Consider the following 22,838-nt stretch of genomic DNA (forward strand, 5'->3'; position numbering starts at 1 on the left):
GCGGCTCTGGGCTGCGCGCGACGATGGGCGCGGCCCAGGCGGGCCTCAGGACCGCCAACATCACCAAGGTTTTCCCGACCCGCAGCCACACCGTCGCCGCGCAGGGCGGCATCTCGGCCAGCCTCGGAAACATGGGCCCGGACCACTGGACCTGGCACATGTACGACACGGTCAAGGGCGCCGACTGGCTCGGCGACCAGGACGCGATCGAATATATGGTCCGCGAAGCGCCGGCCGCGGTCTACGAGCTGGAACATGCGGGGGTGCCGTTCAGCCGCACCGACGAGGGCAAGATCTACCAGCGCGCCTTCGGCGGCATGATGCAGAATATGGGCGAGGGACCGCCGGCCCAGCGCACCGCCGCGGCGGCCGACCGCACCGGCCACGCGATGCTGCACGCGCTTTACCAGCAGAGCCTGCGCTACGAATCCGAGTTCTTCATCGAATATTTCGCGCTCGACCTGATCATGGAGAATGGCGCCTGCCGCGGTGTCGTCGCGCTCTGCCTGGAAGACGGGAGCGTTCACCGCTTCCGCGCCCAGGCCGTCGTGCTGGCGACCGGCGGCTATGGCCGGGCTTATTTCACCGCCACCAGCGCCCATACCTGCACCGGCGACGGCGGCGGCATGGCGCTGCGCGCCGGGCTCCCATTGCAGGATTGCGAGTTCGTCCAGTTCCACCCGACCGGCATTTACGGCGCCGGCGTGCTGATCACCGAGGGCGCGCGCGGCGAGGGCGGCTATCTCACCAACAGCGAGGGCGAGCGCTTCATGGAGCGCTATGCTCCGAGCGCGAAAGACCTCGCCAGCCGCGACGTCGTCTCACGCTCGATGGCGCTGGAGATCCGCGAGGGCAGGGGCGTCGGCCAGCACAAGGACCATATTCATCTCCATCTCGACCATATCGCGCCGGAAATCCTCGCCGAGCGGCTGCCGGGGATCACGGAATCGGGGAAGGTGTTCGCCGGCGTCGACCTGACCCGCCAGCCGCTGCCGGTCACGCCGACCGTCCATTACAATATGGGCGGCATTCCGACTAATTTTCACGGCGAGGTCGTAACGCTGAAGGACGGCGATCCGGACAGCGTCGTGCCGGGCCTGTTCGCGGTCGGCGAGGCCGCCTGCGTCTCGGTCCACGGCGCCAACCGGCTCGGCTCGAACAGCCTGATCGACCTCGTCGTCTTCGGCCGCGCCACCGGGCTCCGGCTCGGCGAGCTGCTCACCGCCAATGCGCGCCAGCCCGAGCTGCCGAAGGACGGCGCCGACCTCGCGCTCGGCCGGCTCGACAGGTTCCGCTTTGCCAGCGGCGGCTCCCCGACCGCCGAGGTCAGGGTCGAGATGCAGCGGACGATGCAGGCCCATTGCGCCGTCTTCCGCAACGACGAGCTGATGAAGGAAGGCGTCGACAAGCTCGCCAGGACCTATGAGCGGATGAAGGACATCCAGGTCACCGATCGCAGCCTGATCTGGAACACCGACCTGATCGAGACGCTCGAGCTCGACAATCTGATCGCCCAGGCGAGCGTCACCATCGCCGGCGCGGTCAACCGCCAGGAAAGCCGCGGCGCCCACGCGCACGAGGACTATCCCAAGCGCGACGACAAGAACTGGATGAAGCACACCGTGGCCTGGTTCGACGGCTGGGGCGGCGAGGGCGGCGAGGTCTGGATCGATTACCGGCCGGTGCATGAGTACACGCTCACCGACGAGGTCCAGTACATCAAGCCGAAGGCGCGTGTTTATTGATTTGAGAAATCGTCCGACTCAGCAGGAAGACGTGGAGGATGTGATCCTCGAGGCCTTAGAGAATGGCGCCGTCAGAACAACTGGGGAAATTACCGCGGCGGTAAGGGGTCGTATAATATTGACTCCGGCTGATCGGTTGCGCGCCGTTAAACGCCCCAATGAATCCAAAATTGATCAGATCATCGCCAATGCGTTGCAGACAAAGCGCCGGTTATGTCGTGACGGTCTCATCGAGCGAACGGGACACGGCGAGTTTCGCATTACGGAAGGCGGGCGGGCCTATCTAGCGAAGTTTAGGGCCGAGGTTGAATCGATGTCAGAAACCTTGGCCGGCATTCTCGGTTCGCGCTCGCTGGATTAGCTGGCTGAATCCATCAGCCCAGCCTCCCCGCCGCGATCTTGTAGACGAGATTGCGGTCGCGCCGACCGACAGCAATGACCTGCACCACGATGCGGTCGTCATGGACGCGATAGATCAGCCGATAGCCGGCCGAGCGCAGCTTGATCTTGTAGCAATCGGGCATGTCGCTCAGCCGTGCCGAAGGGACACGCGGATTGCGAAGCCGCTCAGTCAGCTTTTTGCCGAATTGCTTGCGAATGTCGGCGCCGAGCTTGTCCCACTCCTTCTTCGCGTCGCGAAGGAAGGTGAGCCTATAGCTCGTCAATCGATACCTCAATCTCCGGCTGTCCTTCGCGCTGGCGGACGATCTCGGCGAGCTCGATATCCTCCAGTCGGTCCATCAGCTCTTCCCAGGCCTTGGCGGGAACGAGATAGGCGGAGGGGGTGTTGCGGTTGAGCACCGCGACCGGGAAGCCCTCCGCCGCCGCTATGACGGCGCTGGGATTCTTTTTCAGGTCGCTGATGCTGACCGTGCTACCGGCGAAGATTGGCTCAATCATGACCTGTTAATAGGTCTCTTATTGGCTCATGTCAATGATGGTCCTTTGCCAAGGCTCGGAGAGCGCCTAGTCTGCCCTCAGAGCGGCGCAACCGACTCACGAAGGCCGCCAGACAGGGAGGTGACGTGATGGGCATTCGGACCATGGCATTGCTGTTCGGCGTGGTTTTCCTGGCGGTCGGGGCGCTGGGCTTCGTGCCGGGCGCGGTCACGCCGACGGAGCATCCGCCGGGGATGACGATGACCCAGGGTTACGGGATGCTGCTCGGCCTGTTCGCGGTCAACCTGCTGCACAATGTCGCCCACCTGCTGTTCGGCGTGTGGGGCGTGCTGTCGCGCGGCAGCGCCGGCGCGGCGCGGAATTTCTTCCGTGGCGTCGCGGTGATCTACGCGCTGCTGACGGCGATGGGCCTGATCGCGGCGACGAGCACCACGTTCGGCCTGATCCCGCTGCACGGCAACAATGTCTGGCTGCACGGCGTGCTGGCGCTGGCCGGCGCGTATTTCGGCTGGATGCATCGCGAGGGCTCCGCGGCCTGAACCGCGAGAGAGGGGCGGCGCGAAGCTCTGGCGCGCGCCGCTCCCCGAGCTAGACTGCGCCCTGAGGGAATCGGGGAATCGCGCGATGCAGACCAAGCTCAAGCTGATTGCGGTATTGGCGCTGCTGATCGTCGCCGCCATGTCCCCGATGCAGCCGGCACGCGCCGATTCCTGGGTCGCGCCAAGGGTGACGACCTACTACTCTCCGAGCCGGGCCGTTCGGTTGATCGTCACGCCGCATTTTCCAACCGACAATCCGCCGTACGTGAACAGGCCTCGCGGGCCGTCGGCTCCCGATCGGGCGCGTGCCGTTCTCCAGCGCCGGGATTCCAGAGGTCGTTGGGTTGCGTGGTGGCAAGGGCCATTGGTGAATGAAGTCGCTCCCGTCGACGCCTTGGTTGCCGATTCCGGCCGTTATTTTGTTGCCTTCGACGATTGGGGCGACACGGGAAATGGGCCAAATGTCGTCGTTATCTATGGCGACGATGGACGAGTCATCCGGGCGCTCTCGCTGACGGATTTGGTGCCGCGTGACTATATCGAAGCGCTGATGCGTTCCTCGTTCTCGATATGGTGGACCGGCGGCGGCCACCGCATTTCCGAGGATGGCGAACGGCTGCTCGTCAGCATGGGCATACCGTCCGCCGAGCAGATTCTTTCTCCAACAGATCATTTTGCTCTAGCGGTGTCTCTGGCAACGGGAGCGCCGGATCGCAGCGGATCTGAGTGGGATCGTGCCATGACAGCTGCTGCCGCGGCGACAAACGCCCAGCGTGAACGGCACGCGGATCAACTCGCCTTCATGACTGAGCCGTTGCGAGTGCCGCACTCATCGGACCGCGGGGCTTGGGATGCGTATCTTCATGAGGCCTTCAAGCGCCTGGCACCGGACTGGGACATGAACAATCGTGGAACATGCTTGTCCGCCCGCCGGGTCTTCCTCCCTTTGAAGGATCGTGGTCGCCCGATCCGCAGACGATATTCCGAAACCCGCCACTGGCAATCGCCATTGGATCGCCGGAAGGCGTGCCTTTGGCCGGGGCGTTGGCGCCCATCGTGTCGCGGCGCCGACCCGGCTGGTTGCGCGGCATTCGTCTCTACATCGTGGCCGATGACACGACGTGGCCCGATTTGGTTCACCTCTTTGCGCCGAGCGAGGCGACGCTGATCCAGCTCGATCCAAATGAGACCATTCCGCAACGGTCCGAACGGTTGCCGACCGGCCGCTTGACTCGCCAGCAGCCGTCGCAAGACTGAGCCGCAACAAAGGCGGGCACGATGCGGGCCAAACTGAAGCTGATCGCGGCGCTGGCGCTCGTGCTGCCGGCCGCCGCGTCGACCCAGACCTTCCAGGCGCCGCGCCACACGGCCGGGCCGTCGCCCTTGCTCGTCGCCGGCTCGCCGACCGAGATCCAGCGCCGCGCCGACGACGGTACCCAGATCGAGCGCGGCCGCTCGCCGGCGGGAGAGCTCGAGGAGCATCGCAAGCTGGAGCGCGCGCTCGCCGCGCTGCAGCCGCAGCGCGCCGGCACGGTCGACGCTTATATCGTCGTCGCCGCGCTCGACAGCGATCCCGTCTTCGGTCGCGAGGCGCGGGTCGCCGGCGAGGTGCTCGATCGCCGCTACGGCGCGACTGGGCGGACGATCGTGCTCGCCGGCACCGACGGTCGCGCCGCCTCCAATTTGCCGCGCGGCACCCCGGCGACGCTCGCCATCGCCTTCGCCCGGATCGCCGAATTGATGGACGATCGGGAGGACGTGCTCGTCCTCTACACGACCAGCCATGGCGCGCCGTTCGGCCTTTATTACAACGACGCCGACAACGGCTATGGCGCAATCTCGCCGAACCGGATGGCGGGGATGTTGAACGGGCTCGGCATCCGCAACCGGCTGCTGATCATCAGCGCCTGCTATGCCGGTGTGTTCGTGCCGCGGCTGCAGTCGGAGACGACGGCGATCGTCACGGCCGCCGCGGCCGATCGATCATCGTTCGGCTGCGTCGCGGAGAATGACTGGACCTTCTTCGGCGACGCGATGATCAACCGCGCGCTCCGCCAGCCGCAGCCGCTCGCGACCGCGTTCGAGCAGGCGCGCACCCTGGTCGCCGGCTGGGAGATGCAGATCCGGGGCCAGCCCTCCAATCCCCAGGTCAGCATCGGCGCCAACGCCTCGCGCTGGCTGACCGTACTGGAGGCGCGGCTGCCGCCCGCGACCGAGCCCGTCGGCCGGCCGGCGCTGGAGCGCGGTCAGGCGGCGGCGAGCCGCTGACGCCCGCTAGAACGGGTCGCGATGGCCGCGCGCGCGGCTCCAGCCATGGCCCAGCACCAGGATGAGCAGCGCCAGCGCCCCCGGGACGAACAGCCACCAAGTCCAGCGGCCGGTCAGGAGGCCGACGGCGAGCGACATGAGCGCGAGCCAGGGCAAAGCCAGCGCGGTCAGCTGATAGAAGCGGCGGTCGCCCCGCGCTTCCCCCGGACCAAGATCGACGCTGCGATAGTCCGGTCCCTTGTCCGGTACGATCGGCAGCGTCCTGAAGCTCCCCGCGCGCTTGTAGATGATGTCGAACAGCCCGCGGACCACATTGCGGCTGTCGAGATAGGCGAGGTGCGATGCGCCTGGGGCGGGAAAACCGAAGCTGCGCACATGGACGTTGTCCACGAGGTGGGCGACCCGTTCGCGGTTGGTCGGCGAATGCAGCGGCCCGCTGATGATGTCGCCTTCGTCCCAATAATTGATCCAGTGGACATAGGGCTTGCGGTTGCGGCTGAACGGCTCGGTGCCGATGTCCCCGCGCAGCTCCTCGATGATCCTTTTGTAGCGGTGCGAACGGCTGCTGTAGCTCTCGAAGAAATATTCGATCTTGTCGATCGGGCTGCCCAGGGTGACGAAATGCTCGATCTTGTGGAGCGCGGCGGGGCCGGCGAGCGGGTCCTGCGGGTTGGTGGCCCGGTTGTTGCGTGCGATGGCGAGCAAGGTATCGTTGGCGATCGTCGTCCCCAGGCTGTGCGAAACGACAACGACCCGCGTGCAGCGGGCATCGGCAAGCACATGCGTGACCAGCTCGATCGAGGTATCGAGCACCTTGCGCCGCCGTTCGTGTTTCTCGTCGGTTTCGCGATAGGTCGACCAGGCTTCGACATCGCCCATATAATCGACGAGCAGCTTGCCCAGCAGGAGAGCGAACAGGCCGCCGGCGAGGCCGAGGGCGGTGCGCCAGTCCGGCGTCAGCAGGCCCGCGATCTCGCTGCCGGGCGACGCGCCGACATTGACCACCGCCACCGCCAGCTGAAGCACGGCCCGAATGGCGAAGACGGTGGCGCCTGCGACCAGGAGAAGCGTGAGCGCGATTGTGACCAGGACGAAAAAAGCCCTGCGCTCGTCGCGTTGATAGTGCCGGCACCAGGCGCGCGCCACGCGCGTCAGCCTCGCGGCGCGATCCGGCTTGCCGCGGTTGGACGCCCCGATATGCGCCAGGAAATCGTCGAACCCGCCGGCCGGATAGGTCCGCTGCGCGTCGAGCCCTTCGAACTCGTCGTACAGCTTGACCAGATGCCCGAAGTCGCCCGGTTCGGCGCCGTCCGGCCGCAGATCCTCCCGGTCGAAAAGCTCGGCCAGTGCCGCTCGGCGCAGCCGCTGCCGTTCGCGCCATGGCGCGCGCATCGTCGTCCAGGGTCGCCAGACCTGCGAGAAGATCCAGCGCACGATCCGCCACGGCGATTGCTGTCCCGCCATGACCGGGGCCCAATAGGATTCGTAGAAACGGACCTGCTGATAGGGCGTCCAGCCGTCCGGCGTCTTCTCCGTCCAGAAGCTGCGGATATAGCCGATCGTGCGCTTGGGATCGCTGTGCAGCAGCTCCGACCGCGCCTGAATGCGGGCCAGTTTGCCGATCGGTTGCTCGTCCTGCTTGCTCGCGTTCGAATAGCGGTCGAGCGCATCGACCAGGCCGGCGCTCTCTTCGAACCGGCGCTGGCTGCCGATGCCGTGAAAATGGATCACCGCGGTGTAGCTGGATGCGCCGCCGGCCTGGCCTGCGTTTGCGGGCGCGGCACTGTCCTCTGGCGGAGTATCGGTCATGGCTTCCCCCGAGAAAGCATAGTCCAGCGCCGCGGGGTCAGGCAATGCAAGCCGAAATCGCGTAGCCGTCGATCGAACTGGACTGACGTTCCGCCGAAAAGCCCAAGGCGTTTGTTCGAAATTTGGCCAGATCGCCAAGATCAAACGGAAGGGTTCGGCATGAAATGGCTGTTGTCGATGTTCGCTCTAGCTGGCGCGGCCGGCGCGTCGGCACAGCCGACGGGACGCGAGCCCTATCATCTGATTTCCGACAGCGTGGTCCCCAACCACGGGCCGGACGGGAACAGCGTCTTCCTCGATGCGCCCGAAGGATTGATTCTTATCGATACCGGCCGCCATCCCGAGCATCGCGACCGGCTGCTTAGCTTTGCCCGCGCGCGCGGCCGGCCGGTCGCGGCGATCGTCAACACCCACTGGCACCTCGATCATACCACCGGCAACGGCGACATCCGCGCCGCTTATCCGCACGCGCCGGTCTATGCGAGCGAAGCGATCGAGCGTGCGCTGACCGGCTTTCTCGCGCGCAGCCGCGCGAGCACCCAGCGCGCGCTCGACGTCGGCCAGGTTCCCGAGGCCAATCGGGCCGAGGTCGCGCGCGCTTTCGCGGCGATGGACAATGCCGCCGCGCTGCGCGCCACGCGCCCGGTGACCGCGTCCGGCGAGATGCGGATCGCGGGACGGCGCCTGCGCGTGAACCTCGCCCGCTTCGCCGCGACCGAGGGCGACGTTTGGCTCTACGATCCGGCGACCCGGGTGGCGATCGTCGGCGACCTGGTCGTCGCGCCGGTGCCGTTCATCGACACCACCTGCGCCGAGGGCTGGCGGCGGGCGCTGGGCGAGATCGCGGCGACGCCCTTCACGACGCTCATCCCCGGCCATGGCGCGCCGATGAGCCGGGCCGACTTCACCGCCTGGCGCGCCGCGTTCGACGCGTTCGTCGACTGCGGCCAGTCGGACCGGCCCCGCGCCGATTGCGTCACCGGCTGGCGACGCGCCGCGGCCCGCTTCATCCCCGCCGGCGGCGAGGCGATGATCGACGGCCTTGCCGGTTACTATATCGACAGCCGGCTGCGCGCCACGCCGGAGGAGCGGTATCGCTACTGCGAGGACCGCGCGGGCTGACGCGTTCAAGCAGTTCGTCGCAAGCCGAGTTGACGACGAACCGTGCATAGATTACGTCGAATCGAGTTCCCAAGCTCGGAGTAAGTCATGTCGTCCGATCGCTCGCCCGGCCTCAAGCTCACCCTCGTCATTCTCGTCGGCCTCGTTCTTTCGATCCCGCTCTTCGCGGTCTGGCTGATGGTCTATGACCGCCAGCTGCAGTCGGAGCAGGCCCAGGCGAGCATCGCGGAAGGCTGGGGCGGGCCGCAGACGATCGCGGGGCCGCTGCTCGTCATTCCCTATCGGCAGACGATCACCGAGACGGTGACCGAGGGCGCCAACCAGGTCACCCGCTCGCGCGAAGTCTGGCAGGAGCTGACCCTCGCGCCGGAGCAGGCGCAGATCGACACCGAGATCAGGCCGGAGCGGCGGGCGCGCTCGATCTACGAGGTGGTGGTCTATGACAGCCGGGTGTCCGGCCGCGCGCGCTTCGTCATGCCGGCCGATCTCCAGGCCGCGGGCGTGAGCCCGGCCACGCTCGACATGGCGCGGGCCGAGCTTCGCTTCGGCCTCTCCGATCCACGCGGCCTCGGCGCCAATCCGCGGATCGCGATCGGCGGGCAGCAGCTTCGGCTCCAGCCCGGCGGCGGCGCGGCGGCGACGGGCGGACGCGGCTTCTTCGCCCGGCTCGACGCGGGCTCGCTGGCGCGCCAGCCGGTCCTGGTCGATTTCGCCTATGACTTCCGCGGCAATGGCGCGGTCAGCCTCGCGCCCCATGCCGGCGACACGCTTTGGCGCGTGCGCTCCGCCTGGCCGCATCCGAGCTTCCAGGGCGGCTTCCTGCCCGCCGAGCGGAGCGTCGACGCAAGCGGTTTCACCGCCGCCTATCGGGTCGGCAACCTCGCCCTCGGCCGCTCGCTGGTGCAGACCGGCGCCGCTGGCGCCGGGGCTCAGACGGCCCCCGAGCCGCCGGAAATGTACGACGCGCGCGGCGCGCCGGTGGCGGGGTCCCAGGCCGCGCAGATCAGCCTGGTCCAGCCGGTCAACGTCTACTCGCAGGTCGACCGGGCGGCGAAATACGGCTTCCTGTTCATCGGCTTCACCTTCCTGGCCTTCCTGATGTTCGACGTGATCGGCGGCGTGCGCGTCTCGGCGGTCGAATATCTGCTCGTCGGCGCGGCCCTGATCCTGTTCTTCGTGCTGCTGCTCGCCCTCGCCGAGGTGATCGGCTTCGCTTTGGCCTATGTCGCCGCCTCGGCCGCGATCGCCGGCCTCAACACCGCCTATTCGGCCGCGGTGCTGAAGAGCTGGCGCCGCGCCGGCTTCATCGGCGGCCTGCTCGCCGGCCTCTACGCGGTGCTCTACATCTTGCTCAGCCTCGAGGCTTATTCGCTGTTGATCGGCGCGCTGATGCTCTTCGTCGCGCTCGCCGCGGTGATGTACGTCACCCGCAATCTGAACTGGGGCGGCCGGGACGGCGAAGAGGACGCGCCGGCCGCCGCCTAACGCCAGCGGAGGTTGTCACGGCCGAGCTGGCTGAGGCTGGTCACGCCCATCAGCTTCATGTCGCGGACGATCTCGTTGCATAGATTGCCGAGCGCGCGCGCGACTCCGGTTTCGCCGCCGGCGGCCAGCGCGTAGAGGTAGAGCCGCCCGCCCGAGCAGGCCGTCGCCCCGGCGCTGAGCGCTTTCAGGACATGACTGCCGCGCCTGACCCCGCCGTCGCAGATGATCTCGATGCGTCCCCCAACGGCATCCGCGATCTCGGCGATCTGGTCGAACGGCGCGCGGCTGCCGTCGAGCTGCCGCCCGCCATGGTTGGAGACATAGATCGCGGTCGCGCCGATCTCGACCGCGCGGCGGGCGTCGGCGACCGACATCACCCCTTTGAGCGCGAACGGCCCGCCCCAGTCGGCGCGGATCCGCTCCGCCGCCGCCCAGTCCATCGCGGGATCGAACATCGTGTCGATATATTGGGCGACGCTCATCGCGACGCTGCTGCCGCCGGTCACATAGTCGGAGAGGTTGGCGAGCGAGAAGCGCTCGCGCGTGAGATAGTTCAGCGTCCAGCGCGGATGGGCGGCGAAGCTCAGCAGCGAGCGCGGCGTCCAGCGGTGGCGTCGTAAAGCCGCCATAGAGGTCGCGCTCGCGGTTTCCCCCGACGATCGTGTCGACGGTGAGCGCGATCGCATCGAAGCCCGCATCCTTGCAGCGCTGGACGAGCGCCCGGTTCAGCCCGTGGTCGCGATGAACATAAAGCTGGAACAGCTTCGGCCCGGCGACGGTGCGGCCGATCTCCTCGATGCTCACCGTGCCGATGGTCGAGATGCCGAAATAAGTATCGAACGGCGCTACGGCGCGGGCCACTGCGCGCTCGCCTTCCCAGTGGAACAGCCGCTGCATCGCGGTCGGTGACAGCATCAGCGGCATCGCGATCCGGCGGCCGAGGACGCTCACCGACATGTCGATCTCGGCGACCCCGGCGAGGACATTGGGGACGAGGTCGCAATCGTCATAGGCCGCGCTGTTGCGCCGCAGCGTCACCTCGTCGTCGGCGCCGCCGTCGATATAGTCGAACACCGGGCGCGGCAGCCGCCGCTTCGCCAGCCGGCGGAAATCCTCGATATTGTGGCAGTCGGCGAGGCGCATGGCGCTTCATGGCGCCGGCGCAACAATCCCGCAACGTTGCGGCACCAGACCTCGTTTCCGTCCCGCCGCCGCCCGCTTTTCTCCACAATTCGGGCCTTCACGATTGCGCCGGCGCCAATCCGGGTTTAGCGGCGCGCCAACATCAGGTCCGAACGCAAGGGGGTGCGTCCGGCCGCAACCGAAAGACAGGACCGTGCCGGGCTCGCTCACCCCCCGAAGAATTCCCGAGGAGGCGAAGCAGCGCCTCAAGATCATGTTCATCGCCAAGCACGCCCGCTGGCAGAGCGCGCTGCATCCGGACGACGGCAACCACGCCCTCTATCATGTCGAGGTGCGCGAGGCGCTGCGCGAGATCGGCATGAACCTCGTTCTCGCCGACCGCTATGAGACGCTGTTCGAAGATCCGGACGTCGATTTCGTCTTCACTTTGTTCAACCGCGGCGGCTTCCTGAACAGCGAGATGATGGCGCCTTTGCTCTGCACCCGGCTCGGCGTGCCGCATCTCGGCGCCAGCCCGATCCTGCGCGGCCTCGCCGACGACAAGCATCTCGCCAAGCTCTGCGCCGAGCGGCGCGGCCTGCCGACCGCGCCCTGGGCGATCTACCGCAAGGGGGCGCCGGTCGAGCAGGACCGCTGCCCCGAGGCCGCGCGGCTGGTGATCAAGCCCAACGCCTCCTCGGCGAGCTGGGGCGTGCAGGACGCGAGCGACTGGGCCGGGGCCGAGGCGGCGATCGCTGATATCCATAGCCAGGGCCATGACGCGATCGTCGAGCCATTCCTGAATGGCAGCGACGTCGAGGTGCCGGTGATCACCATCGACGGCCAGCCGGTCGTCATGCCGATGATGCTGTTCGAGCAGGCCGACCCGACCCATCTCAGAACCTATTACGAGAAGCGCGACCTGGTCGATCGCAAGTCGAAATATGAGCTGGTCGCCTTCGACGATCCGCACTGGGTGCCGATCATCGCGGAGCACACGCGGCATGTCGCCGAGGAGTTCCGGCCGTTCGACTATGGCCGCTTCGAGTTCCGCCTCGACACGGAAACGGGCACGGTCAACTTTCTCGAGGTGAACCTGCAGGCCAATCTCTGGTCCACCAAGGTGTTCGGCCAGTCGGCGAAGCGCGCCGGGATCAGCCAGACCGAGCTGATCGAGACGATCCTCTACGAGGCGCTGCGCCGGCACGGGCTGCTGGAGCCGGTCGTGGCACCGAAAGCGGAGCTCCATCTTGTCGGCTGACCGCGTGCGGGTCATCGTCCTCGCCGCGCAGCGCGACGGCAAGCTCGATCCGCTCGCCGCCGAGGCGGGCGTCAGCCACAAATGCCTGGTGCCGATCGGCGGCCGGCCCTTGCTCGCCCATGTGCTGGACGCGCTGGCGCGGGTCGAGCGTGTCGCCGAGGTCCGGATCGTCGTGGAGCAGGGCGCTGAGGCGCGGCTGAAGCAGGTCGCGGTGGCGAGCGGCGTGATGGCGGGCTTCGCCGAGGCGGCCAACAATATCGCCGACAGCGTCTATGCCGGTGCCGCCGGTGCGGCCGGGCCGGTGGTGATCACCACGGCTGACAATGTACTGCTCACGCCCGCCGCCGTGAACCAGGTGATCGACCAGCTTGGCGGCGGGGCCGATACCGTGGTCGCGCTCGCCCGCAAGGAGGACGTGCTCTCCGCCCATCCCGAGGGGCAGCGCCGCTTCTACCGCTTCCGCGACGGCGAGTTTTCCAACTGCAACCTCTACGGCCTCTCGCAGGCCGGGCTGCGCCTCGCCGAAACCTTCCGCTCGGGCGGTCAGTTCGCGAAGAATCCGATGCGTATCGCCAGCGCGTTCGGTTTCCTCAACCTGTTTCTGCTGCGCTTCGCCTTGGTGTCGCTGGATGCCGGGATGCGGCGGCTGTCGCGGCGCTTCGGGGTCCGGGTCGTCGCGGAGCTGCTGCGCGACGGTGCGCATGCGATCGACGTCGACAATGCGCGCACCCACCGGATCGCCGCCCAGCTGATGGAAAAACGCGCGGCCTGAGGTTGAGCGACCGCGCCCTTGCCGCTATCCCGCGCCGGGGAGAGCGTCATGGCCGAATTTTTCCTGCCCAGGAACAGCAAGATCAAGAAGGGCGAGACGCACGCCGCGCCGGCCGGCGCCAAGCGGACGAAGACGTTCAAGGTCTATCGCTACGATCCCGACAAAAGCGAGAACCCGCGCTACGACAGGTTCGAGGTCGACCTCGACAGCTGCGGGCCGATGGTCCTCGACGCGCTGATCAAGATCAAATCCGAACAGGATGCGGGCCTGACCTTCCGCCGCTCCTGCCGCGAGGGGATCTGCGGCTCCTGCTCGATGAACATGAACGGCACGAACGGCCTCGCCTGCACGACCGCGATCGAGGATCTAAGCGGCGAGGTCCGGATCACGCCGCTGCCGCACATGGACGTAATCAAGGATCTCGTCCCCGATTTCACCCATTTCTACGCGCAATATGCGTCGATCGAGCCCTGGCTGAAGACCAAGTCGCCGACCCCGGCCGGCAAGGAGCGGCTGCAATCGCCGGAAGACCGGGCGGCGCTCGACGGGCTTTACGAATGCATCCTCTGCGCCTGCTGCTCGACGAGCTGCCCGAGCTACTGGTGGAACGCGGACCGCTTCCTGGGGCCCGCCATCCTGCTCCAGGCCTATCGCTGGCTTGCCGACAGCCGCGACGAATATGCCGGCGAGCGGCTCGACGATCTGGAGGATCCGTTCCGCCTCTATCGCTGCCACACGATCATGAACTGCGCGAACGTCTGCCCCAAGGGCCTCAACCCCGCCAAGGCGATCGCCGAAACCAAGAAGATGCTGCTGGAGCGGACGGGCTGATCGGTCGTCATGCCGGTCGTCTTCCGCTGGAAGGGCTATCGCTTCCACTTTTTCTCGAACGAAGGCGATCCGCGAGAGCCCGCACATATCCACGTCACCAAAGACGGCGCCGACGCCAAGTTCTGGCTTCAGCCCGAGGTGAACGTCGCCTATAATAGGGGCTTCAATGCGCGCACGCTATCGCTGCTGAGCGGCGTGGTAGAGGAGCGCCGCGAGGAGATCGAAAGGGCCTGGGATGAGTTCTTCTCCTAAGAGCATTGACGTCCGTGCCACCGCGGTGAGGTTCGACGACGCCACGATGTGGGTCGATCTTGATGATGGCCGGACGCTCGGAATCCCGCTGGCATGGTTCCCCCGGCTGCTGCATGGCACGCCCGAGCAACGAGCCGACGTTCAGATCAGTCCGAGCGGGTTGCATTGGGAAGAACTTGACGAAGACATCTCGGTCGTCGGCCTTCTCGCCGGACGGGGTGATCATTCTCTAGTTCGGAAACGCGCCGCCTGATGTCCCATAAGGACCACCACTATAGTGTCACGCTGCATTCCGACGATTTGGCAGTCGTCAACTGCCTGCGATCGCTTGCCGATTTCAGTCAGAAGGTCGGGAACAAGCGGATTGCTTGGGGCGGAACGACCGACTCAGCGTGGAAAAGCGCAGAGAACACCGTGACCTTTCGCTTTACGTCACCGGCCTATCGAGAGGGCCTGCTGAACGAAGCTCGCAGACTCCTTCCGCCAAGTCTTTGGAACGTGGTGGGGCAGCGCGACGATGATCCGGCGAGGCCTCAGGCCAGATAGCCCGCGGCGAAACCGTCGCCTTGCCAGATACCCCCTTTGCCGCCACTGCGTCGCGATGGACGTCCACCCGCTGATCCGCCACGCGCCGGACCCGGACCACCCCGGCTGGTGGACCTGGGAGGTCGGTGCGGCGGATCGGTTCAACGGGACGATCGGCAAGCTGCTCGTGCGGCCGGGCGAGCCGGGGCGAGCGACGTGCCGGATGTTCCCGGAGGAGCGGCACGCCAATCTGGGCGACATGATCCATGGCGGCGCGATCCTGACCTTCATCGACATGGCCCTGTTCGCCGGCGGCCGGCTCGCCGGGGCGAACGTGATCCGCGCCGTCACGCTCGATCTCTCCACCCGCTTCCTCTCGCCCGGCCGGATCGGCGTGCCGCTCGACGCCGAGGTCGAGCTGCTGCGCGAGACCAAGCGGCTCGCTTTCTTCGCCGGCAAGGTGGTGCAGGAGGGCGAGCTTATCGCCGCCTTCTCCGGCGCGCTGCGCAAGTCGTCTCAAGCGGTCCGGTGACCGCGCTCGCCGATCGCTACCGCGCGCTGGTCGCGGCCGGCGAATTGAAACCCGATCGCGATCAGGCGCGCGCCGTCGCGGATCTCGACCGGCTGGCGCAGCAGCTCGCCGACGCGCCGGCCAAGGGGAGCCTGGTCTGGCGGCTCCTCGGCAAGGCCGAGCCGCCGCCGGCCGGCCTCTATATATATGGCGGCGTCGGGCGCGGCAAATCGATGCTGATGGACCTCGCCTTCCAATGCATCGCTTATGAGCCGAAGCGCCGCGTCCATTTCCACGAGTTCATGGCCGAGGTGCATGCGCGCCTCCGCGCCGAGCGGGCGAAGGAGGAGGGCGACCCGATCCCCGCCGTCGCGGAAGGCATCGCGGACGAGGCGAAATTGCTCTGTTTCGACGAGCTGGTCGTCAACAACAGCGCCGACGCGATGATCCTGTCGCGCCTGTTCGCCCAGCTGCTCGACGCCGGCGTGACGGTGATCTCGACCTCGAACCGGCCCCCCCGCGATCTCTATCTCGGCGGCCTCAACCGCGAATTGTTCCTGCCCTTCATCAAATTGCTGGAGGAGAAGCTCGTCCTCGTCCGCCTCGACGGCCCGGTCGATTACCGGCTGGAGCGGCTGGGCGGGATGCCGACCTGGCATGTCCCCACCGGCCAGGCGGCGACCGCGGCGCTGCGCGAGGCCTTCTTCCGCCTCACCGATTACCCGCCCGAGGACAGCGCCAACGTCCCGACCGAGGCGCTGGCCATTCCAGGCTGCCGCACGCTGCACGTTCCCAAGAGCCTGAAAGGTGTCGCCGTCTTCTCCTTCAGGCGGCTGTGCGGCGAGCCGCGCGGCGCCGCCGACTATCTCGCCATCGCCCGCCATTTCCACACGGTCATCATCGTCGGCATTCCGAAGATGGGCCCGGAGAACCGCAACGAGGCGGCGCGCTTCGTCACCCTGATCGACGCGCTCTACGAGCAGAAGGTGAAATTGCTCGCCGCGGCGGACGCCGAGCCGGACGATCTCTACCCGGCCGGCGACGGCGCCTTCGAGTTCAACCGCACCGCCTCGCGGCTGATGGAGATGCAGAGCGCGGATTATCTCGCGCTCGGCCATGGCGAGGATTAACCGGCCCTTCGGTCGGAAGGTGCCGGCCGGAAGTCATCAGCGCTTCATGTCGTCGGCTGATGCCCATCCGCGGGACCGGTAGCTGCCCCTTCCGGCGGCACGGGCATGGATCGTTCCACGGCTCCGTAAAGCGTGGCGGAATCCGATATCGGAAGTCCCTCGAACCATCGCCGGAATTCGTCCGAATGCCAATGCCGCCGAAGCGTCCACCAGGCTTTGACGCCGGGCTGGGCTGCGAAACTCGTCGCTTGGGACTCGATCGTTTGCCAATGCTCCTCGTCCAGCTGACCGTTCAGCCACTGCACGCGGGACGATTCGTAGAAGCGGAACACGCTGCTGACGAACGCAAAGAAGCGGACGCGCTCGTCACCGGTTCCCGCGTCCGGGTCGGCCAATGATTCGCGCCAGATGCGCGCGAACTCGGCATCCTCGATGACGCTTGCGTTAAGCGAATGGTACATGGCCGAATGCGCGAGCGACGTGGAGGCGCGCACGCTCTTGGTCGCCTGCCTGAGTTGCACCGCAACGAACAGCAGCGATGCGATTACCGCAACCGCCGAAATGATCTGCGCCAAGAACGATGCCTGTTCGAGCGACATAGCGCGGCCCCCATCGCCGGATGCTCGATCATAAGCCCGCCCCTTGCGCCATTGAAAGATAATCTGCACCGAACGATCACCGGACGCTGGACATGGCGAGTATTGACCGCACCTCGCTTTCCGCCAAACGTCCGCCCGGGCTCTATCGCGGAGTATTTTAGATGCGTCTCGCCATCCTCGCCGCCGCCTTGCTCGCGACCACCGCCGCGATCGCCCAGACCCCGCCGGTCGCGATGGAGCCGGCGAGCCAGTGGCACCAGAAGGCGCGCGAAATCTATTCCCGCGTCGTCGCGATCCCGACCGTGCAGGGGCGCGGGCAGACGCTCGCCATGGCCAATTACCTGCAGGAGCAGTTCCGCGCCGGCGGCTTCACCGACATCACGATCCATCAATATGACGTCGTCCGGCCGGCCGACCGCGCCGCGACGCTGATCCTGCGCTGGCCCGCCGCGCGGCCGTCCGGCCGCAAGGCGATTCTGCTGATGGCGCATATGGACGTGGTCGACGCGCGGCGCGAGGATTGGCCGCGCGAGCCGTTCGAGCTCGGCACGGCGGACGGCTATTTCTACGGGCGCGGCACCGCCGACGACAAGCAGGGCGTGGTCGCGGTCACCACCGCTCTGCTGCGGCTGCGTGCCGAGGGCTTCCAGCCGGACCGCGACATCATCGTCCTCTTCACCGGCGACGAGGAAACCGGCGGGCGCGGCGCCGATCAGGCGGCCAATCGGTGGCTCGATGTCGCCAATATCGAATATGCGCTCAACGCCGACGCCGGCGGCGGCGCGTGGCTGGAGAACGGCACGTCGGTCGGCTTCGGCATCCAGACCGCCGAGAAGGTCTATCAGGACTTCACCTTCACCGCGACCAACCCGGGCGGGCACAGCTCGCGGCCGCGCCCGGACAATGCGATCTACGCGCTCGCCCACACGCTGGAGCGGCTCGAGCGCCATCGCTTCGAGCCGATGCTGAACGACACGACGCGCGCGATGTTCACCGATCGGCTGCGCACCGCCGAGCCGGCGCTGGCGGCCGCGATCCGGCGCTGGCTCGCCAATCCCAATGACGGCGCGGCGGCGGACCTGATCGAGGCGAGCCCGACCGAGGTCGGCCTCACCCGCACCCGCTGCGTCGCGACCCGGCTGGAGGGCGGCCATGCCAACAATGCGCTGCCGCAGCTCGCCCGCGCCACGGTGAACTGCCGCATGTTCCCGGGCCACGACCCGGCCCAGGTGCTGGCGCTGCTGCGCCAGATCGCCGCGCCGGACAATGTGACGGTGGAGCCGATTGACCGGGCGCGCCCGGCGGATGCCTCGCCGCTGCGCGAGGACGTGATGGGCGCCTTCACCGCCGAGATCCACGCCCGGTATCCCGGCGTCGCGATCGTTCCCAATATGAGCACCGGGGCGACGGACGGCCTCTATTTCCGCAATCGCGGCGTGCCGGTCTACGGGGTCGAATCCTCCTGGGGCATCTCGCCGACCGACGAGCGGGCCCATGGCCGCGACGAGCGCAACCCGCAGCGGAGCTTCTACCAGAATGTCGATCACTGGACGGGAATGATCAGACGGCTCGCCGGTCCGGCGCGATAGACCGGGGAACCCGATCCCGCGCCTTTCATTGAACGCGTGAGAGGAGACCCTTCATGCTCGGAACCCGCAACGCCGTCGCCAATCTCGCGGTCAGCGACTTGAATCGCGCCCGCCGCTTCTACGGCGATAATTTAGGCTTGAAACAAATCGATTCCGAAGGCGATGACTTCGCCGTCTTCCGGAGCGGCGACAGCGACATCAATGTCTACCGCTCGGAATTCGCCGGCACCAACGAGGCGACGGCGGTCACCTGGAATGTCGACGATCTCGACGCCGAGGTGAGCGCGCTCAGGAGCAAGGGCGTGACGTTCGAGCATTACGACCTGCCCGGCCTTGAAGTGCGCGGTGACGTCCACGTCGGCGAAGAGGGGAAGATGGCCTGGTTCAAGGACCCGGGCGGCAACATCCTCCATGTTGTCGAAACGGTTCGCGAGCCGGCCTAGCGCATCGCCGCCGCCAGCCGCTCGCCGCGGCCGGTGAGGCCGTAGATCGCGATCGGCGGATAGCGTTCCTCCAGCGCCCGGTCGATCAGGCCGGCGGCCTGCAACTGCTTGAGCGCGAGCGACAGGGCCCGGGGCGTGACCGGCGCGAGCGCGGCGCGGAGCGTCGAGAAGCGGCAAGGGCCCACGGCCAGCCGGCTGACCGCCGGCAGCGCCCAGCGCGACAACAGTTCGGGCGGCAGACCGAGCGCGTCGCGTGCCGCGGCCACCCGCACGGCGAGAATTGCGAGCGGCCGGCCGGCGGCGGTCAGCACATATTCCGGACGCAGCGGATGGCCGTGGCCCGGATTGCGCTGCAGCCAGCCGGCCTCGATCAGCTGGGCGAGGCTCGCAGCGAGCACGCTCCGCGACAGGCCGAGCGGCAGCATCTCGGCGAAGCGCGCGCCCTGTCGCGCCCCGACCAGCGCCAGCAGCGGCAGCAGCCAGCGACCCGCCGTCAGTCGCCTCAGGTCCGGGTCCGAAATCACGCACCCTTGCTAACATCGACGAAAAGTATATGCGATATAAAAATAGAACTTAAGTGATTCGCAAAAAGGGAGGGAATGATGGCGATCGATTATGATGGCGGGCTGACCTGTTCGATGGGCGTGGCGAGCCTCGATGCGAGCATCGCCTGGTATCAGGACGTGCTGGGCTTCACCTTGCTCTACCGCGTCGACGAGATCGCCTGGTGCGAGCTGTCGACCGCCGTCGCGCGGGTCAATGTCGGCCTCGGCCAGCGCGAGGCGGCGGGCGGCGCGGGCGGCTCGACCCTGACCTTCGGCGTCGTCAATATCGACGCGGCGAAGGCCGAGCTGGACCGGCACAATGTCCGCCAGGACGGCCCGATCCGCGACATCCCCGGGATGGTCCGGCTGCTCACCTTCTACGATCCCGACGACAATGCGCTGATGTTCTATCAGGACCTGAGCGAGGCCCATGGTTAGGGCGATCGCGGCGGCGCTGCTGCTCGCGGCGCCGGCCGCGGCTCAGCCGCCATCACCCTCGGCCCAGACACAGGCGACGGACAGCCTCGCCTGGCTGGTCGGGCGCTGGGAGGGCATCGGCACGATGTTCCTCGAAAATAGCCTGGCGCGGCTCGAGGTCCGCCCGGTGCTGGGTGGTCGCTTCCTTGAATTGAGCTACCGGGCCGGCGGATTTCTTGGCGATCGCTTCGAGGGACGCGCCTTCTATCGATCCGTCGGCGACGGCCGCTGGCAGGCGACCTGGTTCGACAGTCGCGGCGCGAGCTTCCCGATCGCCGCCACCCTGTCGGCGCGGACGCTGACCGCCGAATGGGGCTCGGCGGAGACCGAGCGCGGCCGCACCGTCTATTCCCTCGCCGCCGGCGGCCGGCTCGAGATCGTCGATTCCGTGCGCCAGCCCGACGGCAGCTATCGCGAATTCGCCAATCACAGCTTGAGCCGCGCCGACTAGCCTTCGGGCGGTTGCCCCTTGCCCGAACCGGGTCTAAGCGAACCGCCATCGGGCCGCCTCCAGCGGCTCTCGCTTGGACTCGAAAACGGCGGGGAGGGCTTCATGGCTCGCAAGAAGATCGCGCTGATCGGCGCCGGCAATATCGGCGGCACGCTCGCCCATCTCGCGGCGGCGAAGGAGCTGGGCGACATCGTGCTGTTCGACGTGGTCGAGGGCGTGCCGCAGGGCAAGGCGCTCGATCTCAGCCAGTGCGGCCCGATCGAGGGCTTCGACGCGAAAATCATCGGCTCGAACGACTATAAGGACATCCGGGGGGCGGACGTGATCATCGTCACCGCAGGCGTCGCCCGCAAGCCCGGCATGAGCCGCGACGATCTGCTCGGCATCAATTTGAAGGTGATGAAGGCGGTGGGCGAGGGCATCAAAAACAACGCCCCGGACGCCTTCGTGATCTGCATCACCAATCCGCTCGACGCGATGGTCTGGGCGCTGCGGGAGTTTTCGGGCCTGCCGCACAATCGTGTGGTCGGCATGGCCGGCGTGCTGGACTCGGCCCGCTTCAGCCACTTCCTCGCCGAGGAGTTCCAGGTCTCGGCCCGCGACGTCACGACCTTCGTGCTCGGCGGCCACGGCGACACGATGGTGCCGGTCGTCCAATATTCCACCGTCGCCGGCATTCCGGTTCCCGATCTCATCAAGATGGGCCGCTCGACCAAGGAAAAGATCGACGCGATCGTCAAGCGCACCCGCGGCGGCGGCGGCGAGATCGTCGCTTTGCTCGGCACCGGCTCGGCTTATTACGCCCCGGCGACCAGCGGCATCGCGATGGCCGAGGCCTATCTGGGCGACCAGAAGCGCCTGCTGCCCTGCGCCGCGTTCGTTGAGGGCAAATACGGCCTCGACGGCCTCTATGTCGGCGTCCCCTGCATCATCGGCGCCGGCGGCGTCGAGCAGATCGTCGAGATCGCGCTCGACGACGAGGCCAAGGCCAACCTCCAGGTCTCGGTCGACGCGGTTAAGGAGCTGCTCGAGGCCTGCAAGAAGATCGATGCCTCGCTGGCTTAGTCTGATTAAGTTCTGCGCACTTGCAGGGCTATCCGTCGGGTGCCTTGCGCAGGAGGGTAGCCCGATTTCGTCCCCTGACGAGGTGGTGGCCGATGTTGATTCTTGTCTCAATGCCGTTGGTCCCGGGGAAGTGCGGACGGACGTTCTGGTGCAGGAGGGATGGCGTCCGTCGCCCGAAGCGCCGACGAACCTGCCGACGTTTGTCCGCGCCGATGCCAGCGGGATCATCACCCTTCCCCCAGATCAGGATGGAAGCAGGCGCATTTGTGTAGTGTCTGCCCAAATCGAGCCATCGGCGCTCCCCGCTCTGACTCGCGGAATTAGCCAGCTTACGCGTGCGCGCCCTTTTGATCAGACAAACAGCACAATTTGGATGTTCCGGCGCAGTGGCACTCGCGGCATCCAGCTTTATCGGGAGGGAACCGCTACAGCCCCTCGCGTTAGGGTGATCGCTGCATATTTCTCGGAGAGACAATGAGCATCCTCGTAAACGCCAATACCAAGGTCATCACCCAGGGGATGACCGGCGATACCGGCACCTTCCACACCCAGCAGGCGCTCGCCTACGGGACGAAGATGGTCGGCGGCGTCACGCCCGGGAAGGGCGGCACGACCCATATCGGCCTGCCGGTCTTCCACACGGTCGACGAGGCGGTGAAGGCGACCGGCGCGGACGCCTCGGTTGTCTATGTGCCGCCGCCCTTCGCCGCAGATTCGATCCTCGAGGCGGTCGACGCGGACGTGCCGCTGATCGTCTGCATCACCGAAGGCATTCCGGTGCTCGACATGGTGCGGGTGAAGCGGGCGCTGTCGGGCTCCAGGTCCCGCTTGATCGGCCCCAATTGCCCTGGCGTGCTGACGCCGGGCGAGTGCAAGATCGGCATCATGCCGGGCGGTATCTTCTCCAAGGGCTCGGTCGGCGTCGTCAGCCGCTCCGGCACGCTCACTTATGAGGCGGTGTTCCAGACCACCAATGCCGGCCTCGGCCAGACCACCGCGGTCGGCATCGGCGGCGATCCGGTCAACGGCACCAATTTCATCGACGTGCTGGAGCTGTTCCTCGCCGACGAGGCGACCCGGTCGATCATCATGATCGGCGAGATCGGCGGCTCGGCCGAGGAGGACGCGGCCCAGTTCCTCGCCGACGAGGCGAAGAAGGGCCGCGCCAAGCCCACCGTCGGCTTCATCGCCGGGCGCACCGCGCCGCCGGGCCGCCGCATGGGCCATGCCGGCGCGATCGTCTCCGGCGGCAAGGGCGGCGCCGAGGACAAGATCGCGGCGATGGAGGCTGCGGGCATCCGCGTTTCCGCGAGCCCGTCCGAGCTCGGCACGACGCTGGCGGCCCTTTTGAAGGGCGAGGAACTGGTCTAGGTGCCCTGCACCCCTATCTAGGGCGG

Annotated in this window: 26 protein-coding genes and 1 pseudogene; 20 read left to right on the forward strand and 7 right to left on the reverse strand. The window is 67.1% G+C overall.

Features of this window, described 5'->3' with window-relative positions:
• Together sdhA and ACT4N3_RS00500 are read left to right on the forward strand one after the other, a co-directional pair.
• Positions 1-1,745 (forward strand): succinate dehydrogenase flavoprotein subunit (gene sdhA, locus ACT4N3_RS00495; protein WP_444853243.1); only part of this gene is annotated, 1,745 nt, incomplete at its 5' end.
• Positions 1,735-2,106 carry a winged helix-turn-helix domain-containing protein gene (locus tag ACT4N3_RS00500; RefSeq protein WP_444853244.1) on the forward strand — a complete coding sequence of 124 codons (372 nt, stop codon included), beginning with the start codon at positions 1,735-1,737 and terminating at the stop codon, positions 2,104-2,106. The genes sdhA and ACT4N3_RS00500, both read left to right, overlap by 11 nt.
• A 13-nt stretch (positions 2,107-2,119) precedes the next feature.
• Here the strand turns inward: ACT4N3_RS00500 and ACT4N3_RS00505 are convergent, their stop codons facing one another.
• Complete coding sequence (locus ACT4N3_RS00505) at positions 2,120-2,410, reverse strand: type II toxin-antitoxin system RelE family toxin (RefSeq protein ID WP_444853245.1); 291 nt, start codon at positions 2,408-2,410, stop codon at positions 2,120-2,122.
• Positions 2,397-2,645, reverse strand: coding sequence for a type II toxin-antitoxin system Phd/YefM family antitoxin (locus ACT4N3_RS00510; protein WP_444853246.1), 249 nt, complete (start codon positions 2,643-2,645; stop codon positions 2,397-2,399). Before ACT4N3_RS00510 ends, ACT4N3_RS00505 begins: the two co-directional genes overlap by 14 nt.
• A 128-nt stretch (positions 2,646-2,773) precedes the next feature.
• Here ACT4N3_RS00510 and ACT4N3_RS00515 point away from each other — a divergent pair, with 128 nt between their 5' ends.
• From ACT4N3_RS00515 to ACT4N3_RS00525, 3 genes are all read left to right on the forward strand, one after another.
• Complete coding sequence (locus ACT4N3_RS00515; protein ID WP_444853247.1) at positions 2,774-3,184, forward strand: DUF4383 domain-containing protein; 411 nt, start codon at positions 2,774-2,776, stop codon at positions 3,182-3,184.
• A gap of 85 nt (positions 3,185-3,269) precedes the next feature.
• Positions 3,270-4,352: a hypothetical protein gene (locus ACT4N3_RS00520; RefSeq protein WP_444853248.1), complete on the forward strand. Its 1,083-nt coding sequence runs from the start codon at positions 3,270-3,272 to the stop codon at positions 4,350-4,352.
• Between the two features lie 110 nt (positions 4,353-4,462).
• Complete coding sequence (locus tag ACT4N3_RS00525; RefSeq protein ID WP_444853249.1) at positions 4,463-5,452, forward strand: C13 family peptidase; 990 nt, start codon at positions 4,463-4,465, stop codon at positions 5,450-5,452.
• A 6-nt stretch (positions 5,453-5,458) separates the two neighbouring features.
• On the opposite strand, the gene ACT4N3_RS00530 is transcribed toward ACT4N3_RS00525, so the two are convergent.
• Positions 5,459-7,261: a hypothetical protein gene (locus tag ACT4N3_RS00530; protein WP_444853250.1), complete on the reverse strand. Its 1,803-nt coding sequence runs from the start codon at positions 7,259-7,261 to the stop codon at positions 5,459-5,461.
• Positions 7,262-7,420: 159 nt separating this feature from the next.
• Here ACT4N3_RS00530 and ACT4N3_RS00535 point away from each other — a divergent pair, with 159 nt between their 5' ends.
• Both ACT4N3_RS00535 and creD read left to right on the forward strand, forming a co-directional pair.
• Positions 7,421-8,383: an MBL fold metallo-hydrolase gene (locus ACT4N3_RS00535; RefSeq protein WP_444853251.1), complete on the forward strand. Its 963-nt coding sequence runs from the start codon at positions 7,421-7,423 to the stop codon at positions 8,381-8,383.
• Between the two features lie 87 nt (positions 8,384-8,470).
• Positions 8,471-9,868, forward strand: a complete 1,398-nt coding sequence (gene creD, locus ACT4N3_RS00540; protein ID WP_444853252.1) for a cell envelope integrity protein CreD — start codon at positions 8,471-8,473, stop codon at positions 9,866-9,868.
• Here creD and ACT4N3_RS00545 read toward each other — a convergent pair.
• Together ACT4N3_RS00545 and ACT4N3_RS00550 are read right to left on the reverse strand one after the other, a co-directional pair.
• A complete protein-coding gene (locus ACT4N3_RS00545) occupies positions 9,865-10,566 on the reverse strand; it encodes an alpha-hydroxy acid oxidase (protein ID WP_444853253.1) in 702 nt (233 codons plus the stop codon). The genes creD and ACT4N3_RS00545 overlap by 4 nt on opposite strands.
• Positions 10,487-11,011: pseudogene (locus ACT4N3_RS00550) on the reverse strand (alpha-hydroxy acid oxidase); the annotation flags it as partial. The pseudogene ACT4N3_RS00550 and the gene ACT4N3_RS00545, both read right to left, overlap by 80 nt.
• A gap of 193 nt (positions 11,012-11,204) precedes the next feature.
• Here ACT4N3_RS00550 and ACT4N3_RS00555 point away from each other — a divergent pair.
• The 7 genes from ACT4N3_RS00555 to zapE all read left to right on the forward strand — a co-directional run bounded on the left by ACT4N3_RS00555 (position 11,205) and on the right by zapE (position 16,272).
• On the forward strand, positions 11,205-12,251 hold the full coding sequence (locus ACT4N3_RS00555; RefSeq protein ID WP_444853254.1) for a D-alanine--D-alanine ligase family protein: 1,047 nt from the start codon (positions 11,205-11,207) through the stop codon (positions 12,249-12,251).
• A complete protein-coding gene (locus tag ACT4N3_RS00560; RefSeq protein WP_444853255.1) occupies positions 12,241-13,023 on the forward strand; it encodes an NTP transferase domain-containing protein in 783 nt (260 codons plus the stop codon). Before ACT4N3_RS00555 ends, ACT4N3_RS00560 begins: the two co-directional genes overlap by 11 nt.
• Before the next feature lie 48 nt (positions 13,024-13,071).
• A complete protein-coding gene (locus tag ACT4N3_RS00565; RefSeq protein WP_444853256.1) occupies positions 13,072-13,854 on the forward strand; it encodes a succinate dehydrogenase iron-sulfur subunit in 783 nt (260 codons plus the stop codon).
• Positions 13,855-13,863: 9 nt separating this feature from the next.
• A complete protein-coding gene (locus ACT4N3_RS00570) occupies positions 13,864-14,106 on the forward strand; it encodes a DUF4160 domain-containing protein (RefSeq protein WP_444853257.1) in 243 nt (80 codons plus the stop codon).
• Entirely contained in the window at positions 14,090-14,359 is a 270-nt protein-coding gene (locus ACT4N3_RS00575; RefSeq protein ID WP_444853258.1) for a DUF2442 domain-containing protein, read from the forward strand. Before ACT4N3_RS00570 ends, ACT4N3_RS00575 begins: the two co-directional genes overlap by 17 nt.
• A gap of 348 nt (positions 14,360-14,707) precedes the next feature.
• A complete protein-coding gene (locus tag ACT4N3_RS00580; protein WP_444853259.1) occupies positions 14,708-15,163 on the forward strand; it encodes a PaaI family thioesterase in 456 nt (151 codons plus the stop codon).
• Positions 15,160-16,272 (forward strand): cell division protein ZapE, encoded by a 1,113-nt coding sequence (gene zapE, locus ACT4N3_RS00585; RefSeq protein WP_444853260.1) that lies wholly within the window; start codon positions 15,160-15,162, stop codon positions 16,270-16,272. The genes ACT4N3_RS00580 and zapE overlap by 4 nt, the downstream gene beginning before the upstream one ends.
• 44 nt (positions 16,273-16,316) lie before the next feature.
• On the opposite strand, the gene ACT4N3_RS00590 is transcribed toward zapE, so the two are convergent.
• Positions 16,317-16,871 carry a hypothetical protein gene (locus ACT4N3_RS00590; RefSeq protein ID WP_444853261.1) on the reverse strand — a complete coding sequence of 185 codons (555 nt, stop codon included), beginning with the start codon at positions 16,869-16,871 and terminating at the stop codon, positions 16,317-16,319.
• A gap of 161 nt (positions 16,872-17,032) precedes the next feature.
• Here ACT4N3_RS00590 and ACT4N3_RS00595 point away from each other — a divergent pair, with 161 nt between their 5' ends.
• Positions 17,033-18,460 (forward strand): M20/M25/M40 family metallo-hydrolase, encoded by a 1,428-nt coding sequence (locus ACT4N3_RS00595; protein ID WP_444853262.1) that lies wholly within the window; start codon positions 17,033-17,035, stop codon positions 18,458-18,460.
• A gap of 53 nt (positions 18,461-18,513) precedes the next feature.
• Positions 18,514-18,903: a VOC family protein gene (locus ACT4N3_RS00600; protein ID WP_444853263.1), complete on the forward strand. Its 390-nt coding sequence runs from the start codon at positions 18,514-18,516 to the stop codon at positions 18,901-18,903.
• On the opposite strand, the gene ACT4N3_RS00605 is transcribed toward ACT4N3_RS00600, so the two are convergent.
• On the reverse strand, positions 18,900-19,427 hold the full coding sequence (locus tag ACT4N3_RS00605) for a winged helix-turn-helix transcriptional regulator (RefSeq protein ID WP_444853264.1): 528 nt from the start codon (positions 19,425-19,427) through the stop codon (positions 18,900-18,902). The genes ACT4N3_RS00600 and ACT4N3_RS00605 overlap by 4 nt on opposite strands.
• 78 nt (positions 19,428-19,505) lie before the next feature.
• Here ACT4N3_RS00605 and ACT4N3_RS00610 point away from each other — a divergent pair, with 78 nt between their 5' ends.
• The 4 genes from ACT4N3_RS00610 (at position 19,506) to sucD (ending at position 22,812) form a co-directional block, all read left to right on the forward strand.
• Positions 19,506-19,886: a VOC family protein gene (locus ACT4N3_RS00610; protein ID WP_444853265.1), complete on the forward strand. Its 381-nt coding sequence runs from the start codon at positions 19,506-19,508 to the stop codon at positions 19,884-19,886.
• Positions 19,879-20,376 (forward strand): hypothetical protein, encoded by a 498-nt coding sequence (locus ACT4N3_RS00615; RefSeq protein WP_444853266.1) that lies wholly within the window; start codon positions 19,879-19,881, stop codon positions 20,374-20,376. Before ACT4N3_RS00610 ends, ACT4N3_RS00615 begins: the two co-directional genes overlap by 8 nt.
• Before the next feature lie 102 nt (positions 20,377-20,478).
• Positions 20,479-21,441, forward strand: a complete 963-nt coding sequence (mdh, locus tag ACT4N3_RS00620) for a malate dehydrogenase (protein ID WP_444853267.1) — start codon at positions 20,479-20,481, stop codon at positions 21,439-21,441.
• A 474-nt stretch (positions 21,442-21,915) separates the two neighbouring features.
• Complete coding sequence (gene sucD, locus ACT4N3_RS00625; protein WP_444853268.1) at positions 21,916-22,812, forward strand: succinate--CoA ligase subunit alpha; 897 nt, start codon at positions 21,916-21,918, stop codon at positions 22,810-22,812.
• Positions 22,813-22,838: the final 26 nt, after the last annotated feature.

Origin of the sequence: Sphingosinicella sp. (genome assembly GCF_052388015.1) — a bacterium.
Taxonomy (GTDB): domain Bacteria; phylum Pseudomonadota; class Alphaproteobacteria; order Sphingomonadales; family Sphingomonadaceae; genus Allosphingosinicella.